Raw genomic sequence first — 18483 nt, 5'->3', positions numbered from 1 at the left:
CCTTTAATAATAAGGTTCAGACTTTTTAAGTGCAGCTGGTTCTTTCTTTGATGTACCAGCAAGCGAGACTGTAATCATGACGATGATACTGACAAGCAGCCCGTACACAATCGGCTCTGTCGACGACACCCCTTGGATAGCAAGACCCGCAAGGATAACTGCAGTACTGAGCAAAATCGAATAAAATGCTGCTTGTGCGGTAGCTCTTTTCCAAAAGAATCCTAAAATAATCGGGAAGAATATCGCTCCGGACAGCACAGCATACGCCACATCAAGCGCTGTCAGTACATCTTGAATCCAAATTGAAATGACGATCGTCGTGATTCCGACTGCGAACGTTGTCAACCGGGATATTTTCAAAAAATGCTGTTCGTTCATCTGAGGCGACATATATCGTTTTAAAATATCATTTACAATCAAAGTTGATGAAGCCAGCATCGTTCCTGAGGCTGTCGACATGAGTGCGGAAATGACACTTGCGATAACAACCCCTAATATGCCAGGCGGAAGCGTCGCGAGCGCCATACTTGAAAAGGCTGTTTGCGGGTCTTTCAAGTGCGGGAGAACAACATAGGCGCACATTCCGATCAAACAAACAGCAACTGCGTAAAAACAACTGTAGACCCCTGCTCCAATCGTGCCGGCCCGGGCGATTTTAGTTGTTCTTGCTGTAAAGACCCGCTGCCAGATGTCCTGCCCGACAGCCATACCTAAGCAAAACAGCAGGAAGTATTGAAAGATGGTTGACATGCCGATAGATCCTGCATCAAAATATCCTGGCGGCAATTTCTCTAAAAGCGTGCTCCAGCCTCCCGCTTTGTGGAGACTCATCGGCAGCATAATGAAGAAGATACCAACTGTCATAATCACAAATTGGATAATATCGGTCATCGTAATGGCCCACATTCCGCCAAGCAAGGTGTAAAACAGGACAATTCCTCCGCCTGTGATCATGGATAACGTTAAATTCCAGCCAAGCAGAACATTGAGAATAGTCCCCATACTGATCACCTGTGTCACCGTAACCATCAGCGTATAGATGGCAGCAACTAAAGAGCTGATCAGCCTTGTTTCCGAATTAAAACGTTTTTCAAGCACCTCACTGATGGTGAGTACTTTCAAGGCCATCATTTTTCGAATCAGAAAAACTCCGATTGCCGATATCCCCAGACCAAGCATGAAAACCATCCATATTCCTGAAAGGCCAAATTGATAGCCAAGTTTGGCGGTGCCAATTGTAGAGGCACCGCCTAATATAACAGCAGCCAGACAGGCTAAATACATCGTGAGGCCGAGATTACGCCCGGCAACGATATAATCCTCAGAAGTTTTTGCTTTTCTCGCTCCTAAAACACCTACAAAAATCAATGCAGCAAAATATAAGACAACCATCATGACATCCAGTCCATTCATAACACCAGCCTCCTTTCGAGTTGAGAATATTCAGTCATTTATGTTAAAAACTATCTCTCTTTGGCCAACCGCAGTTCAGCCTCAGCTTTCTTCTTCGCAAGGGCTGTCAGTGTGACAAACTCATAAATGATGTTAGCGGCCGCTGCTGCAGTAATTTGACCATGATCATACGCAGGAAGAACTTCTACAAGGTCAAAACCGATAAAGTCGATATCCGTCAATCCCCTGACGAAAGCCAAAGCATCATCAATACTTGCTCCAGATACCTCAGGGGTTCCTGTCCCCGGCGCATAAACAGGATCGAGAAAATCGATATCGAATGATAAGAAAACAGGTCCGCTGCCGACTCTCTGATGAATCACATCAAGCATTTTTTCAACACCAAGCTTTTTGTATTCATTCGTCGTAAACACTTCTAACCCAAGATTTTTCGCATCCATTAGATCCTCTTCACCATACAGTCCGCCCCGCATTCCAATTTGAATGGAACGTGAGACATCGATAAGCCCTTCTTCGATCGCTCGGCGGAAAACCGTGCCGTGGTTGTATTTTTGCTCAAAATAGCTGTCCCATGTATCTGAATGCGCATCGAACTGAAGCAATGCGACTGGTCCGTGAATTTTCTTTAAGGCTCTTAATTCCCCTAGCGTAATCGAATGATCTCCGCCAATTGTAATGGGAATGATCCCTTTTTCTGCTATTGAATAAATACCTTCTTCGATTTTTTTATATGTTTCTTTAAAGTACCCAGGGACCACAGGAATATCTCCATAGTCTACTCCTGAAACATAATCAAAGATTTTAATATTTTGTTCCGGGTTATAAGGCCGTAAAAGAATGGAGAAATCTCTCACTGCTTCAGGGCCGAATCTCGCCCCTGTTCTAAAAGATTGACCGGAGTCGAACGGAATTCCCGTGATGACAAAATCCATATGCTCGTCAAGCTGTTCTCTGTAAGGCAGTCGCATAAATGTCCGCGGCCCGCAGTAGCGCGGAGATTCAAAAGAATTTTTAGGCTGATATTTTTTCATCATAAGACCTCCCAAACGTTTTTCTTTTATTTATGCAATTTCCGTGCCAATCATTTGATTCCAAGTAACGGGAGATTATGAATACGCACAATGAGTTAAAAGTGAATGAAAAGCGGTTACTTCGATTCAAAATGAATTATCTTCATTTATTTTGAATCAATCTTGTATTTTTTGAGCCTCCTGACAACCGTGGCTTGGCTGATCCCTAGTATATCTGCCATCTCATACGTTGTTTTACATTGGCGGTAGGCCCGCTTGAGCCATGCTTTCTCGACTTCTTTTAAAGCGTCTTGCAGTGTGCCCCCACTCGAATTAAATTCGAAGAGCGAGCTCCAATCATAGTCAGCCTGAGTCTTACCAGTCAAAAAACCAATATCTTTTGGATAGATCGTATTGGTGTCAGTCGTAACAATGATTCTTTCAATCATATTCTCGAGTTCTCTTACATTTCCTGGCCAATGGTACTGTAAGAATAGCGGAAACACTTCGGCATGAAAAAACTTGCTTGTCCCATATTTCTGATTGAATTTTTCCAGAAAATGCATCATCAGCTGATCAATTTCTTCTTTTCTTTCTCTTAACGGCGGAATGGTTATGGGGACGACGTTTAAGCGGTAAAATAAATCTTCACGGAATTTTCCCTGCTGAACTAACTCTTCTAAATTCTGATTTGAAGCCGAAACCAGTCGAAAATCGACATGTTTGCCTGTGATTCCGCCAATTCTTGTAACCCTTTTTTCCTGCAGAACTTTTAAGAGTTTGACCTGAATACTAAATGGGAGTTCCCCTACTTCATCAAGAAATAAAGTACCTTTTTGAGCGAGTTCAATCATGCCTGCTTTGCCTTTCTGATTTGCCCCAGTAAATGCACCGCCTTGATAACCGAACATCTCTGATTCAAACAGGTTTTCCGGGATGGCACCGCAATTCACTTCAATGAAAGGGCCCGCCTTACGATGGCTGGCCTGATGGAGGGCGCGGGCAAAAACCGTTTTTCCTACACCGGATTCACCCAGAAGGACTACATTGGCATCACTCGCCGCAACGCGGTTCAATAATACCCAAAGTTTCTCCATTCGATCGCTATTGATGACAACCTCTCCAGAATTAGCGGTCTTCTTTTTCAATTCCTGAATCTCCTTTTCATATCGCCGCATCTTGGATTGAAGCTGTTCATAATCTTCTTTCAGCCGCCTAATCTCCGTTAAATCATGCGAGAAACTGATGATTCTAAATATCTCTCCGTTTTTCATAATCGGAATTCCCGTCGCCATTACGGATTTGCCAGCAGAGGTCGTTTGCATCACTTGAATTTCCTTCTTTTCTTGAATCACTCGTACGGTAACAGACGGAGAAAAGACCGATCTGCTTTGTAAATCAAACACCGATTTCCCAATGATCTCAGAAAGCGGCCGTCCGTAAATATCTTCACAATTACGACTTGCTTTTAAAACGATCCCTTCCCCATCTGTTATCACAATATTGTCGTTCGAAACATTTAATATCGCCCCTAACTCTACTTCCAACACTTTCACTTCTTCATTCATTAAGCAGCACCCCTTTATAGATGATTCTTTTAAGGTATCATAATTTTCAGACTTCATAACAAAAAGAGCCCTATTTGGTTTGGGCTCTTTCTTTTTCTTAGATTTTCTAAAGAATGGATAATATACAGTGAATGAGATGGCGATATTGATGATTTGCATGACAGCTCCTGATATTTTCCCACCCGTAGCCAGATAGCCTGAAAAGATCGGCGGCATCGTCCATGGCACAAATATTCCTGCCGGCTTTGCAACTAGGCCGGTGCTCATCCCAATGTAAGTGACAGTTACCGTTAAGAGCGGCGTGATGATAAAGGGCATTAACAGCATCGATTCATGACAATCGGCAAACCGAAAATAATCGGTTCATTAATATTAAAGCAGGCAGGACCAAGCGCAAGACGGCTCAGCTGCTTCATTTGCTTTTGAACGAACCGCCATGCTGCGTACAAGTGCTAACGCCGCCCTGCTTCCGCCAATATTAATAAATATGTCGAAAAATTGTTTTGTGAAAATATGCGACAATGCTTCAGCGGCCTGAAACGCAAGTCGGTTCTCATCCATTGCACCATACCAAATCGGAGACATGATTCCGGCGACGATGCTTGCGCCATGCAAACCGCAGGACCATAAAGCATTTGTGTAAATTCAGCTATTAAACTCCCCGTCAGACTTCCGCCAAGGTTTGCCTAAAGGTTCTCCTATCACGTTGTGAAGGCTTTGAAAAAGCGTGAGTTCAATGAATAACCTTGCTGCCCAGACAACGCCAATGACTGCGAAACCTTGAATAAGCGCTGTAAATGATTTGCAGACTGCAGGAGGCACGCCTATCAGGCATTTTGAAGACAATATTCTTCTGGATAATCCACCTGTAGATTTCAGTTGAGAGCATAGCAATAACCATTGCGACAAATAGACCTTTACTGCCCATTAACGAAACAGGAATGCCGCCTGAGACAAGGACCTCCTTTGTTGACCCATCTGGTGTAAACGGAATTTGATAAGTGTCCCCAGCAGAAATGCAGCAAATGCAATGGCTCCAGCTGAAAGAGCATCCACTTTATACTTTTCTGCCAAGCGGTAAGAATGCCGAATGTCGCGACGAGCGCCATGATGCCGCAGGTTGCACTGACCGGGTAAGATAATAGATCTGCTCATTGCTTACCGAATAAACCAGCCATAAAATCTGCATAACCAGGGATCGGCAAATTCGCTAAAATTAGAAACAGCGACCCAATAATAATCAGCGGCATTGTTAAGACAATGCCATCGCGGAGAGACTGCAGGTGACGCTGGCCAGCTACCCTTGCAGCTGTGGGTATGACTTTCTCTTCCAGGATTCTGTTCAATGAACTCAAGTTCGAATTCTTCCTTTATCTAATAAAGAATGAGTCGAACACGGGGTGCAAAGTTGTTTCAATGGGGCTGGATTTAAGCGGCAGTCCGGTGAAATAAAATAGGTTCCAGCACACCCGTACTGGAACCCTTTGTTTAAGCTTCGACAGAGTTAAAAAATTTTGGAAGATATTCTTTATGCGCCTCAAGCATTTCATCGAGTATTTCTTTCGCGATCTTATCAGATGGCACAAGCGGATTGATCGTCATCGCAAGGAGCGCTGTTTGATAATCTCCCGTGACGGCTGCTTCAGCGGCGACACGTTCAAATGATTTGATTTGCTGGACGAGCCCGCGGACAGATACCGGCAAATCACCGACGGCGATCGGTTTCGGACCGTCTTTCGTTATGACGCAGTTCACTTCGACCGCTGAGTCATTCGGGATACTGGCGATCGCGCTGTTGTTTATCGTATTGACGGGCTGGATATCATGTTTGTCGTTATAGATGGAGCTGATCAGGTTGCAGGCCGCGTCACTGTAGTACGCTCCGCCCCGTTTCTCAAGCTGCGGCGGTTTGATGGCGAGATTCGGATCTTTATACAGTTCGAACAGTTCTTTCTCAACCTTCTGCACGACTTCGGCGCGTGTGCCCTCCGTCTGTGACGCTTCTATTTCATGCTCGAGCATTTCTTTCTTTTTGAAATAATAGCGGTGGTAGCCGCAAGGAATCAGATCGAGCGCCTTCAGGAATTCAGGCTCCCATTCCGCGCCGGAAATGTTTTTCATCGTCATGGCGTTTTCCGGGTCTCCCATGGCTTCGATGACTTTATCCTTTACGCTGACGCCGTCTAAGAAAACATCTAATCCGAAGACCATGTGATTCAGCCCGGCAAATTGCACCTCGATCCGGCTGACATCGACATCCAAGGCTTTGGCGACGCCCATTTTAATGCCGATCGGCACATTGCAGAGGCCGACGACTTTTGTGAGATTCGAGTAGCGAAGCAAGGCCTCGGTAACCATGCCGGCAGGGTTTGTAAAATTCACGAGCCATGCATTCGGACAAAGCTCTTCGATGTCTTTCGCGATTTCCAGAATAACCGGAATGGTGCGCAGCCCTTTGAATAAACCGCCCGGACCGTTTGTCTCCTGCCCGATTACGCCGTATTTTAACGGAATCCGTTCATCTTTGGCGCGGGCCTCAAGAAGACCGACGCGGAATTGAGTTGTTACGAAATCCGCATCCTTCAAGGCTTCTCTCCGGTCAAGCGTCAGGTGAACCTCTATCGGAACCCCCGCTTTTTCGACCATGCGTTTTGCAAGCGTGCCGACGATATTGAGTTTTTTCTCGCCTTCGGGAATGTCGACGAGCCATAATTCTCTGACAGGCAGTTCATCATAGCGCTTAATAATGCCTTCCACAAGCTCCGGTGTATAGCTTGAACCTCCGCCGATCGTTACAATTTTAATTCCTTTTGTCATATTTTTGCTCCCCCTTGCAGACTCACTTTTTCATAAATCTCGACTAACTCTGCGGCCAAGTCTTTCACGGTCATCGCATTCATTAAATGGTCTTGCGCATGTACCATCAAAAGCGTCATGTCTGTTTTTTCTCCGCCGGCTTCATTTTGGATCAGTTCTGTCTGATAATGATGGGCTTCAGTCAGTTCCCTTGCGGCTTCCTGAAGCTTTTCTTCCGCCAGGGCTCTGTCTCCCCGCTTTGCGGCGGCAATGGCCTCCATTGATGCGCTTCTGCCATTGCCGCCATGCAGGATGATCTGAAAAATGGTCTGTTCCATTTTCTCATTCATGTGTTTCACTCCCTTTCTCTAAAGCGCGGCTTTTTCGTCTCCCTGTACGGCTGGCGCCTGCGGTTGTTCAAGTTCGTTTTCTTCTTTCAGCTTTTGCGAATCCCACATTCTGAAGAATGGATAGTACACGATAAAGGCTGCGATGATATTAATCGCCTGCATGACAGCCCCTGATATTTTTCCGCCCGTGGCCAGATAGCCGGAGAAAATCGGCGGCATCGTCCACGGGACGGCAATGCCGGCAGGTTTGGCGACGAGGCCCGTGCTCATGCCGATATAGGTAAGGACCAGTGTGACAAGCGGCGTGATGATGAACGGAATGAGAAGCATCGGGTTCATGACGATCGGCATTCCGAAAATAATCGGCTCATTAATATTAAAGACGGCCGGCCCGATGGCGAGTTTCCCAAGCTGCTTCATCTGCTTGCTTCGCGAACGGAGAAACATGGTGACCACGAGCGCCAGTGTCGCGCCGCTTCCGCCGATGTTGATCCAAATTTCAAAGAACTGCTGGGTGAAAATATTCGGAAGCGCATCGCCCGCCTGAAATGCAATCCGGTTGGCATCCATCGCTCCGAACCAGATCGGCGCCATGACGCCGCCGACAATGTTCGCCCCGTGTAATCCGCACGCCCACAAGAGCATTTGAACCGTTTCGGCTATCAGGCTTCCGCCGAGACTTCCCCCAAGAATCGAGAGCGGCGTCCCCAATACAACGCTTACAATATTATGAAGGCTTTCAAACGGCGTCGCTTCGACGATTAAACGCGCACCCCAGATGAGAAAGACGACGGCAAAACCGGGAATTAAAGCGACAAACGATTTGCTGACCGCCGGAGGCACGCCGTCCGGCATTTTGAAGACGAAATTCCGCTGGATGATCAGGCGGTAAATTTCCGTCGACAGCATGGCGATGATCATTGCGACAAACAACCCTTTGCTTCCCATGAGAGAAAGCGGAATGCCGCCGCCCACCATGATTTCCTCTTTTGCGCCGGCCGGCAGAAACGGAACTTTGTACGGCGTTGCCAAAAGAAACGCTGCCAGAGATATCGCACCGGCCGATAAAGCGTCCACCCCGTATTTTTCGGCCAGACGGTAGGCGATTCCAAAAGCGGCGACAAGGCCCATGATTTCAAAGGTCGCATCAACCGGATATTGCAGTTTTTGAGACCACGCACTTCCGAACGTCTTCGCCATGAAATCCGCGTACCCCGGAATCGGCAGGTTGCCGATGATCAGAAAAAACGAACCGATGATGATAAGCGGCATGGTGAGGATGATCCCGTCACGCAATGCTTGCAGATGCCGCTGGGAAGCAATTTTCCCGGCAATGGGCATGACTTTCTCTTCTAAAAACTGATTCACCTTATTCACACGGCCCGCCCCTTTCTACGATGCGTTTCCGAGCTGTTCTGCTGATTTCAGAACCTCCGCTCCGTTGCATGTGCCGTAATGGACGGTATTAATGACTTCAACCGGCACGCCTTTTGATTCACCCAATTTTTTCAGCTGCGGAAGCAAATAACGGACTTGAGGCCCAAGCAGCAATACGTCCGCTTTATCTATATGCTGGTTGACTGAATCGCCTGACACAGCCCAGATTTTATATTCTTTTCCTTGTTCCTGCGCGCTTTTTTCCATCTTTGTAACGAGTAAGCTTGTTGACATCCCTGCTGCACAAACGAGTAATATATTCATGTAAAAGACCTCCTGAAAGTTTGATATTTTGTATGTCTCGGTGTTAATACCATCATATTATGAAATCGCTTTCATAACTACTCAGGCTTTTTCCGCTGCTAACGGAAAAAAGGTGTATCCCGGTCTTTCTCTGATCGTTTGTCTCTGAACACTTGTAAAACCTCGTGATAGGCTGTGCATTTTAAGAGACGGCTCACCGCGGCCGGATCATCTAACATGCCCCCCAGCCATTTGTACATATGCTGGAGGTCGGCTTTGCTCTCTTTCTCGACGCAAAGCAGGCAGACAAATTGGACACGCTTATCCGCCCAGTCAATCGGTTTTTTCAGCGTGCACACCGCCCAAAACGTCGTGTCTGTCTGCGGAACGAGCGGATGCGGAATCGCCGTGAGATTGCCGAAACTCGTAGGAGAAATCGCTTCCCTTTCAAAAATAGAATCGGTCAGAGTATCAGAAGCGAGGCCGGCTTTTGCAACCTGATGTCCGAGAAAACGGATGACGTCCTCCTTCGTCTCCAGATCCTGCTGCAAAAAAACCAGCTCCGGTTTCAGAAAGTTCAATTGTTCCCGCTTTTCTTCCAGCATGGCGTCGATTTTTGTAAAATCCCCGCCTCCCAACAGTGTATGAACCTTTAATACGGGAACGGGCAGGTCTTTTTTGATCGGCACTGTACTGACCACAAAATCAATCGACTCAAAAGAAAGCTGGTCAAGGCTGCAGTAATCAGCCGTTCCGACGATTTCAAGGCGCTTTGCGAACCGTGAACGGAGCTTTTCTCTTAAAAGCTGCGCGCTGCCGGCGCCGGACGCACAGACAATCAAGCAGCGTTTAGGCGGCCGTTCTGTCTTTCTCCTTTCGATGGCCGCTCCGAAATGAAGCGCCAAGTATCCGATCTCATTTTCATGGATATCAATGCCGGTTTGCTCCTTAATCACGATTCCCGCAATCACTCCCGCTTCAAATGCGAGCGGGTAATTTTCCTTTATGGCGGAAAGCATCGGGTTTCTCAGGTTCATTCCGTACCGGCTTCGGTTAATCGCCGGCTTGATATGGAGCGCAAGACCCGCTTTTAGCTCATTATCGTCCGTGATTCCGAGCTTCAGCTCCCGCTCAATGGCTTCAATCATCGCCTCTGTCAAACGGCTGGTCTCCCCGTCTATCAACCTTGTAAGCTCTTTTCCTTCCATTTGTGACTGGGTCATGCGTTTTGTCCCGAGCAGGTGAATGGCGATATAGGCGGTTTCCTGTTCAGGAAAGGTGACAGATAGCGCCGATTCAAGCTCTTTGACGATGGCTTCCGCTGACTGATATTCTGTTTCAAGCTTAATATCATGAAGATCCTCCGGAATGAGAGATACATAGTTTTCTGTCCGGATTCGTTTGCAGGCAATGGCGATATGGATGATGAGATTGTTCAGGCCGAAGAAAGAAAGCGGGATCTTATGGTTTCGAACCTGCTTCATAATGGCTGATCGGATCACTTGAATGTCGTCTTTCGGCAGAATACCGGCCTTCTCACTCAGGAGATCAGGCTCAGGCTCGCGGTCGTCCACTAAGTATTCCGCCATACAATAACGGAGACGGAGCTCTTCTCCGCGCAGTTTAAAGCCGTAGTTCGGCCTTGTTTCCAAAATGATGTCATAGGGGCGGAGCTGTTTTTTTACTTCTTTCAGATCGGATTGAAGCGTGGATTTACTGATGAATAATTCTTCTGCCAAGTCATCCAGCTTGAGGTAGCCGTCGGTCAGAAGCAGTCTTTTCATCAGATAATTTATCCGTTCTTCGGGAAAAATCGGCACGGCGCTGTTCTGCTGGAAATTGTCCTGAAGCCAGTTTTTAAACGGCTGCTCATCCCGGATCAGCAGCTTATAGCCGCTCCCTCTGACAGATTGAATGGAAGCGCCGTGTTTTTCGACAATGGTTTGCAGTTCCTTTATGTCATTGCGGACCGTCCGCGTCGTTACCTTTACTTTTGCAGCGATGACTGAGCTTGTAACCGGTGTTTCAGCAGCTAAAAGCAAGCGAAGAAGTTCACGAAGCCGCCCATGAAGCATGAGAAAAACCTCCTATCAGATCAGATGCAGACGTAAAAAATAGGCAAAAAGGATGAAAAAGGGGTAAATGTATGTAAATTCTATAATGGGGAGGTTTTCAAGTCAATGCGGCAGCCTGAGGCAAAGCCCGTAAAAAAACAGCCGGATCAGCCGGCTGTTCGGGATGCGGACATGCGGTTTCGCTTAGATGCCTTCCGATCTTTTACGATTTTTCTGATGATCGGATAGATGACGGGCGCCCATTTAATAATTGTTTTGAAAAATTTTTTCAATGTTTGAATCCCCTTTCTTTTACCTTGTCTTTCCCCTGTTATCAGCGTTTATAAACATAGTCAGCGTGAGACATACCGGTTCCCCGTCACCCAATAGCGCCAAGGATAATCCCGGGCTTCTCCGCTGTTGTCAATCCCGATTCTCGGGCCTGTTGATATATGCTCCGGTGTAAAGCCTTCCGTAATATACAGCGGCGGTTCCGTGATCATGCCGCCGTAGTCATTCATTGAAATGCCCATCGCCTTCGTCAGTTTTCCCGGGCCGTTCGTCCACTCTCTCGGGGGTCTGCCAGGTCTCCTGCGCTCCATCAGGAACTGACCTTCATGGGGCTGTGCCGCCCTGATTAACACAGCCTGCGGAATGCCGATGTCAGCGGCGACGACGTTCATTAATGTATGGGTGTGCATGACGTATGTATAAATGCGGCCCGCCTCGTGGAACATAATTTCCGTCCGTTTCGTGCGCCGGTTGCCGAAGCTGTGCGCCGCCCGATCTTCCGCTCCCATATAAGCTTCCGTTTCCACGATAAAGCCTGAAGCCGTTCCCTCATCCGTCTCTTTTACTAAGAGACAGCCGAGCAATAAAGGAGCAAGCTCTACTGACGGCCTTTGGTAAAATTCAATCGGCAAAGGCTTTCGTTCTCCCGCCATTTGTCTCCCCCCTTTCTGATTATATCCAATTCCCTCTTTCACGTTTTTCACTTCTTTTTTACAATATAAACATGAAAGAAAAAAGGGCATCATTGTTGAACACTCTATTGCGTTTTGAAAATCGGCTGGTTATAATATGATGGTTCAAATGAAAATGATTCTCATGTTCAATAAATACCGGACAATGATCATAAAAGTAGGTGAATTGATTTTTGAGCGATTCTGTCACGTCCGCAAGCCGTCTGATCAGCATCTTAAAAAACGGGATTTTCTTCCTGATCGCGGTAATCGGACTGCTTGTGTCTATTTTTTTCGCCGTCTCATTCGGCGCGAAAGACATTACTTTACATACGGTGTGGTCGGCGATTGCTGATTACAATCCAAACATGACGGGCCAGCAGATCATTCATGAATTGCGTCTGCCGAGAGTGCTCGGCGCGGCCGTTACAGGCGCCGCATTTGCAGCAGCGGGCGCCCTCATGCAAGGTGTCACGAGAAACCCGCTTGCCGATTCGGGTGTCTTAGGCGTAAATGCGGGAGCCATGTTTGTTGTTGCGATCAGCTTTGCTTTTTTCCCTCATTTGTCATACGCCCTGCTGATGGTGATGTCGTTTTTGGGCGCACTGGCAAGCACAGGCTTGATTTTCTTTATCAGCGCGGCGGGAAAAAGCAGCATGACACCTTTAAAGGTGACGCTTGCCGGGGCGGTTGTAGCCGCTCTATTACATTCACTCAGCACAGGTGTGGCGATTTATTACGATTTAAGCCAGGATTTGGCCTTCTGGTACGCCGGCGGGGTCTCAGGAATCAAGTGGGCTCATTTACAAGTCCTTGCTCCCGTGATTGCGGTCTTCATCATTCTCGCGACATTCATGGGCCGGTCCGTCACCCTTCTCTCAATGGGAAATGACGTTGCGGCGAATTTAGGGGTGAACACCGCTCTGACGCGTGCAGCGGGATTAATGATCGCCGTTGTTCTTGCCGGTGTGTCTGTTTCCGCTGCCGGTGCAATCGGCTTCGTCGGGCTGGTCATCCCCCATATCGCGCGAAAGATCGTCGGCGTTACGTACAGGCTGATTATTCCGATGTCCGCGTTGCTTGGGGCGATTCTTTTGATTTTGGCCGACTTGGCCTCACGCACGGTCAGTCCTCCGAGAGAATTGGCAATAGGCATCATGGTCGCACTTGTCGGTGTCCCTTTCTTTCTTTATATTGCCCGCAAGGAAGGGAGAGAATTATAAATGAAGATGCAGAAGGAAACCAAAAAAGCGGCGGCGGCAGGCCTCATTCTGCTGATCATCGCCGTTTGCATTATTCTGATCGGGCTGCATACGGGCTCATTCCGGCTTTCTCCCTTTACGGTGGGAAAAACGCTGTTCGGATACGGCACGTTTCAAAGCACAACCGTTTTATTCGATTACCGGCTCCCCCGGATACTGGTGACGATGCTGGCCGGTATCGGCTTAGGCGTGTCGGGCGCTATTTTGCAGGGCGTATCCCGGAATCCGCTTGCCGATCCGGGTATCCTTGGGCTTCATGCCGGGGCTTCGTTCGGCCTGATGATGTATATCACGTTCTTTCATTCACTTGAGGCGCAGGCGTCGATGTTCATCCCGTTATTTACGTTTGCGGGCGGAACCCTCGCCGCCCTGCTGATCGTAGTGCTCACGTACGACAGGCTGAACGGGTTTTTAACGATCCGCATGCTGTTAGTCGGGATTGCCGTTTCCGCGGGCTTCAGCGCCGTTACATTGTTTATGTCGCTGCGTCTGAATGAAGAAACCTATACATTCGCTTCCCGCTGGCTGGTGGGAAACGTCTGGGGCAGGGACTGGATTCACGTGTGGTCGCTATTGCCCTGGATCGGCATTCTCGCCCCGCTTGCATGGCTTAACGCCCGGTCTTTGAATATTTTAATGCTCGGTGACCAGGCCGCCGCGGGGCTTGGCGCACACGTGCAGAGAAAAAGGATCATGCTGATCGCCATAGCGGTCGGCCTGTCCTGCGCGAGTGTGGCGATGGCCGGCGGAATCGGCTTTATCGGCTTTGCCGCCCCTCACTTGGCGAGACGGCTCGTCGGCACCATGCATCAGCATATCATCCCGATTGCGGGGTTAATCGGCCTTGTCATTCTTGTGGCGGCAGATACCATCGGCCGCTCTTTGTTTCAGCCGAACGCCATTCCGGCCGGCGTGGTTGCGGCAGCCATCGGCGCGCCGTATTTTCTCTATCTGGTTATGAAAATCAAAACATAAAATAAGGAGTCTTCTCATGAAAAAAATAATTGCCCTCGTCAGTTTCATGTGTATTTTCTTATTGGCTGCCTGCCAATCCGATTCAACACAGCCGGAGACAAATAAGGCATCCGGCGATCATAAAATTGCTTCGATGTCCATTCACCTGACAAATGATCTGCTGGCTCTCGGCATTACACCGGCCGGTTCCGTCGTGGGCGGAGAATTAAAAGATTTTCTCCCTCATGTAAAAAATCAGCTGAAAGACACGAAAAAACTCGGCCCTGCCTCAGATCCGGATATGGAAGCGTTACTCGAACTGAACCCTGACAACATTTATCTTGATAAAGAATTTGCAGGAAAAGATGTGTCAAAATACAAGAAAATCGGAAACACACACGTTTTCGACCTTGATAAAGGCACTTGGCGCGATCATTTAAAAGACATCGGAAAAATCGTCAACCGTGAAAAAGAAGCGAAAACCTTTATTCAAGATTACGAAGATGAAACAAAACAAGTCAAATCTATGATCGATAAGGAATTAGGAAAAAACGCCAAAGTCATGGCGATCCGCGTGAATGCAAAAGAACTTCGCGTCTTCAGCACACGCCGCCCGATGGGTCCGATTCTGTTTGATGACCTGAAACTGAAGCCTGCTGACGGCATTAAAGACATGAACACCTCCCGCCCTTATGAGGTCATTTCTCAGGAAGTGCTGCCGGATTACAACGCAGATGCGATTTTCGTGGTCGTTAACAGAGACGACAAGTCACAGCAAGCTTTTAAAGAATTGCAAAAAAGCGCTGTATGGAAAGGGCTGAAGGCCGTGAAAGCAAACCACGTCTATAAGATTGCCGATCAGCCTTGGCTTGATTATTCGGCACTGGGAAATAAATTAGCAATGGATGAAGCGAAAAAGCTGTTCCAAAAATAAACATGAGCCGGTTTTGCAAAACGTGCAAAGCCGGCTTTTTTATATTGTTATTTACTTATATAAACAACCGCTTATATAATGATGTAAAAAAGGAGTGAGAGCATGCAACGGCAGCATAACGCCTTAAGTTCCGAAGGGGTCAGCCAATGCCTCAAGCTTCTCAGCGACACGACAAGGCTTTTGATGCTGAAGTTTCTGAAGGAGAAGGAATACTGTGTCTGTGAGCTGACGGCCATTTTTGGCATGAGTCAGCCCGGCATCAGCCAGCACTTGCGGAAATTAAAGAATGCCGGGCTTGTGCGGGAAAGACGGGAAGGCCAGTGGCGGTACTATGCCATTCATCCGTCCGGTCCGGAATACGCGCTGGTCCGCTCCATTCTGCAGCAGATAGATGAAAAAGACGGCGTTTTACAGACATTGCGGCAAAAAGAAGCCACTGTTTCATGCCGATAAGGAGGATATATTCTTGGGAGTTGCGGTTTTATCAGCGCTGATTTTTGTGCTGACACTTGTATTTGTCATATGGCAGCCGAAACATATATCAATCGGCTGGTCTGCCTGCGGCGGAGCGGTCCTCGCTTTGATTGCGGGGGCAGTCAGCCTGCATGATATCGCGGAAGTGACGGGGATCGTCTGGAACGCGACACTTGCCTTTATCGCCATTATTATCATTTCATTGATTCTTGACAGCATCGGATTTTTTGAATGGGCCGCGCTGCATATGGCCATGGCGGCCAAAGGCAGCGGGCTGCGGATGTTTCTCTATGTTTCCGTCTTAGGGGCGGTGGTCTCCGCCCTGTTTGCCAATGACGGAGCGGCGCTCATTTTGACGCCGATCGTACTGGCGATGGTGCGGGCTTTGGATTTACCTGAAAAACTGGTCTTTCCCTTTATTATCGCCGGAGGGTTCATCGCCGACACCACCTCGCTCCCGCTCGTGGTCAGCAATTTGGTCAATATCGTATCCGCGGATTACTTTCATATCGGATACATTGAATATGCATCACGCATGCTGGTGCCCAACCTCTTTTCTTTGGCGGCAAGCATTTTGGTGCTGTATCTCTATTTCAGAAAAAACATTCCGAAACGGTTTGACACCGGCCTTGTGAAACACCCTGCATCCGCCATTAAGGATGAGCGCCTTTTCCGGTTATCATGGGGTGTCCTGGCCGTTTTATTGATCGGGTATTTCGTCAGCGCGCTGCTGTCGATCCCTGTGTCCTTCGTTGCCGGCTCCATCGCGGTTATTTTTCTCATTCTGGCGCAGCGAAGCCCCGCCGTCCCTGCAAAACAAGTCATCAAGGATGCCCCGTGGGCCATCGTGTTTTTTTCTGTCGGCATGTATGTTGTCGTGTACGGCTTGCGGAATGCCGGACTGACGGATCTTCTTTCTCAGCTTATTCAGAAAGCGGCGGATCACGGACTGTTTGCGGCGACACTCGAAATGGGTTTTATCGCTGCGGTTCTGTCCTCCGTTATGAATAACCTGCCGACGGTGATGATTGACGCCATAGCCATCAGCGGAACGGATGCTCACGGGCTGATGAGAGAAGCATTGATTTACGCGAATGTTATCGGGTCGGACCTCGGGCCGAAAATCACGCCGATCGGGTCGCTGGCGACATTGTTATGGCTCCATGTGCTGAGCCGGAAAAACGTGAAAATTTCCTGGGGAATGTATTTCAAAACAGGTCTGATATTAACCGTTCCGACGTTATTCATCACCCTGATCGGGCTTTATTTATGGCTGTTATGGCTGGCCTGAGTATGGAACGGCCGATCTTTGACGCCGATTGCGGAATAACCGCTTCTTTTGAAAACGGGTTTTAAAAAACGGCTCTGCTGGGCATATTGTTACCGTTCAAAAAGGAGGGTTCAGCAATGGAAAATAACAAAGACAGCGAAGAAGCGCTTTCCAGTAAGACGACCGGTAAAGGCGAGTCAGAAGACACGCTGACAAACCGGCAGGGCCATCCGGTCACTGACAACCAGAATGTCAGGACAGTCGGCAATAGAGGGCCGACGACATTGGAGAATTACGATTTTTTGGAGAAAATCAGCCACTTTGACCGTGAACGGATTCCCGAGCGCGTCGTTCACGCGCGCGGCGCCGGCGCACACGGATACTTTGAGGCGTACGGAAGTTTTGGAGACGAGGAGATTTCAAAATACACAAGGGCGAAGGTGTTTCAAAAGAAAGGAACGAAAACACCGGCGTTTGTGCGCTTTTCAACCGTCAATCACGGAAAGCACTCGCCGGAAACACTGCGTGATCCCCGGGGTTTTGCCGTTAAGCTTTATACGGAAGACGGCAACTGGGATCTGGTCGGCAATAACTTGAAAATCTTTTTTATCCGTGATCCGCTGAAGTTTCCGGATCTTGTTCACGCATTTCAGCCTGATCCGGTTACGAACATACAGGACGGTGAGCGTATTTTCGACTTCATCTCCCAATCACCGGAAGCGACTCATATGATCACTTTCTTGTTTTCGCCGTGGGGCATCCCGGCCAACTACCGGCAGATGCAGGGCTCAGGCGTCCACGCGTACAAATGGGTCAATGAAGAAGGAAAAGCCGTGCTCGTCAAATATCACTTTGAACCGAAACAGGGCATCCGCAACCTGACACAGAAGGAAGCGGAAGAGATTCAGGGAAAAAACTTTAACCATGCGACACAGGATTTGTATGACGCGATTGAAAATGGCGATTATCCGGAGTGGGAAGTGTATGCGCAAATCATGACTGATGACGAGCATCCCGAACTGGACTTTGATCCTCTTGACCCGACAAAGCTGTGGTATAAAGACGATTTTCCTTGGAAGCCGATCGGCAAATTGGTGCTCAATAAAAATCCGGAAAACTACCATGCCGAGGTGGAACAAGCCTCATTCGGAACGGGCGTGCTTGTGGACGGCCTTGATTTTTCAGATGACAAATTGCTTCAGGGGCGGACATTCGCCTATTCAGATACCCAGCGGTACCGCGTCGGCGCAAATTATCTGCAGCTTCCGATCAACTCGCCGAAAAAGCATGTCGCCACCAACCAGGAAGGCGGGCAAATGCAGTATCGGGTCGATCGGGCAGAAGGGCAAAACCCGCACGTCAACTATGAGCCGTCTATTATGGGCGGACTGAAAGAAGCGAAGCAGGATGGGAAAGACCATACGCCTCATGTCGAAGGCGACGTGAAGCGGGAAGCGATCGACCGGTCGAATAACTTCGGCCAAGCCGGAAAAACGTACCGCCGCTTTTCGGAATTTGAACGGAACGAATTGATCACAAACTTGGTCAATACGCTCTCTTCCTGCCGGAAAGACATTCAGGATCAAATGATTGAGAATTTCACAAAAGCAGATCCGGACTACGGAAAACGCGTGGCGGAAGGGCTGATAAAAGCCTCCGAAAGCAACAGCGGCGGGCCGATCGGCACTACGGATGCGGCAAAGGCGGCAAAGCAGGCTGAACGGGAAAGCCATCCGTCAGATCCGTATTAAACAAA

Annotated in this window: 18 protein-coding genes and 1 pseudogene; 6 read left to right on the top strand and 13 right to left on the bottom strand. The window is 48.3% G+C overall.

What is annotated here, in order from left to right; all coding sequences use genetic code 11:
- Window positions 1-3 precede the first annotated feature (3 nt).
- The 13 genes and pseudogenes from ACQE26_RS05360 to ACQE26_RS05300 form a co-directional block, all read right to left on the bottom strand.
- Window positions 4-1413, bottom strand: a complete 1410-nt coding sequence (locus tag ACQE26_RS05360; protein WP_500470887.1) for a sodium:solute symporter family protein — start codon at window positions 1411-1413, stop codon at window positions 4-6.
- A 50-nt stretch (window positions 1414-1463) separates the two neighbouring features.
- Window positions 1464-2444: an agmatinase gene (speB, locus tag ACQE26_RS05355; protein ID WP_060963950.1), complete on the bottom strand. Its 981-nt coding sequence runs from the start codon at window positions 2442-2444 to the stop codon at window positions 1464-1466.
- 146 nt (window positions 2445-2590) lie between these two features.
- On the bottom strand, window positions 2591-3991 hold the full coding sequence (locus ACQE26_RS05350) for a sigma-54 interaction domain-containing protein (RefSeq protein WP_500471458.1): 1401 nt from the start codon (window positions 3989-3991) through the stop codon (window positions 2591-2593).
- A gap of 317 nt (window positions 3992-4308) precedes the next feature.
- A pseudogene (locus ACQE26_RS05345) lies at window positions 4309-4576 on the bottom strand (PTS transporter subunit EIIC).
- A 148-nt stretch (window positions 4577-4724) separates the two neighbouring features.
- Window positions 4725-4985: a PTS transporter subunit EIIC gene (locus ACQE26_RS05340; protein ID WP_500471457.1), complete on the bottom strand. Its 261-nt coding sequence runs from the start codon at window positions 4983-4985 to the stop codon at window positions 4725-4727.
- 157 nt (window positions 4986-5142) lie between these two features.
- Entirely contained in the window at window positions 5143-5346 is a 204-nt protein-coding gene (locus ACQE26_RS05335) for a hypothetical protein (protein WP_500470885.1), read from the bottom strand.
- Window positions 5347-5479: 133 nt separating this feature from the next.
- Entirely contained in the window at window positions 5480-6808 is a 1329-nt protein-coding gene (gene licH / locus ACQE26_RS05330) for a 6-phospho-beta-glucosidase LicH (RefSeq protein ID WP_500470883.1), read from the bottom strand.
- Window positions 6805-7137, bottom strand: coding sequence for a PTS lichenan transporter subunit IIA (gene licA / locus ACQE26_RS05325; RefSeq protein ID WP_016937491.1), 333 nt, complete (start codon window positions 7135-7137; stop codon window positions 6805-6807). Before licA ends, licH begins: the two co-directional genes overlap by 4 nt.
- An 18-nt stretch (window positions 7138-7155) precedes the next feature.
- Window positions 7156-8514, bottom strand: a complete 1359-nt coding sequence (celB, locus tag ACQE26_RS05320; RefSeq protein ID WP_500470881.1) for a PTS cellobiose transporter subunit IIC — start codon at window positions 8512-8514, stop codon at window positions 7156-7158.
- 15 nt (window positions 8515-8529) lie between these two features.
- A complete protein-coding gene (gene licB, locus ACQE26_RS05315; protein ID WP_003150863.1) occupies window positions 8530-8838 on the bottom strand; it encodes a PTS lichenan transporter subunit IIB in 309 nt (102 codons plus the stop codon).
- A 98-nt stretch (window positions 8839-8936) separates the two neighbouring features.
- Entirely contained in the window at window positions 8937-10892 is a 1956-nt protein-coding gene (gene licR / locus ACQE26_RS05310) for a transcriptional regulator LicR (RefSeq protein ID WP_500470880.1), read from the bottom strand.
- Window positions 10893-11038: 146 nt separating this feature from the next.
- On the bottom strand, window positions 11039-11164 hold the full coding sequence (yxzF, locus tag ACQE26_RS05305; RefSeq protein WP_326123496.1) for a small protein YxzF: 126 nt from the start codon (window positions 11162-11164) through the stop codon (window positions 11039-11041).
- A gap of 60 nt (window positions 11165-11224) precedes the next feature.
- Entirely contained in the window at window positions 11225-11815 is a 591-nt protein-coding gene (locus tag ACQE26_RS05300) for a DNA-3-methyladenine glycosylase (protein ID WP_500470878.1), read from the bottom strand.
- Window positions 11816-12057: 242 nt separating this feature from the next.
- Here ACQE26_RS05300 and ACQE26_RS05295 point away from each other — a divergent pair, with 242 nt between their 5' ends.
- From ACQE26_RS05295 to katX, 6 genes are all read left to right on the top strand, one after another.
- Complete coding sequence (locus ACQE26_RS05295) at window positions 12058-13056, top strand: FecCD family ABC transporter permease (RefSeq protein WP_500471456.1); 999 nt, start codon at window positions 12058-12060, stop codon at window positions 13054-13056.
- Window positions 13057-14070, top strand: coding sequence for a FecCD family ABC transporter permease (locus ACQE26_RS05290; protein WP_500470877.1), 1014 nt, complete (start codon window positions 13057-13059; stop codon window positions 14068-14070).
- A gap of 16 nt (window positions 14071-14086) precedes the next feature.
- Window positions 14087-14983: an ABC transporter substrate-binding protein gene (locus tag ACQE26_RS05285; RefSeq protein ID WP_060963943.1), complete on the top strand. Its 897-nt coding sequence runs from the start codon at window positions 14087-14089 to the stop codon at window positions 14981-14983.
- 102 nt (window positions 14984-15085) lie between these two features.
- Window positions 15086-15436, top strand: a complete 351-nt coding sequence (locus ACQE26_RS05280; protein ID WP_269774087.1) for an ArsR/SmtB family transcription factor — start codon at window positions 15086-15088, stop codon at window positions 15434-15436.
- A gap of 13 nt (window positions 15437-15449) precedes the next feature.
- A complete protein-coding gene (locus ACQE26_RS05275) occupies window positions 15450-16748 on the top strand; it encodes an arsenic transporter (protein WP_500470876.1) in 1299 nt (432 codons plus the stop codon).
- Between the two features lie 116 nt (window positions 16749-16864).
- Window positions 16865-18478 (top strand): catalase KatX, encoded by a 1614-nt coding sequence (gene katX / locus ACQE26_RS05270; RefSeq protein WP_500470875.1) that lies wholly within the window; start codon window positions 16865-16867, stop codon window positions 18476-18478.
- Window positions 18479-18483: the final 5 nt, after the last annotated feature.

Source organism: Bacillus sp. 5RYD7K (assembly GCF_059831465.1).
Note: the sequence above shows the minus strand (reverse complement) of the source record. Positions and strands in the feature narration are given on the sequence as shown.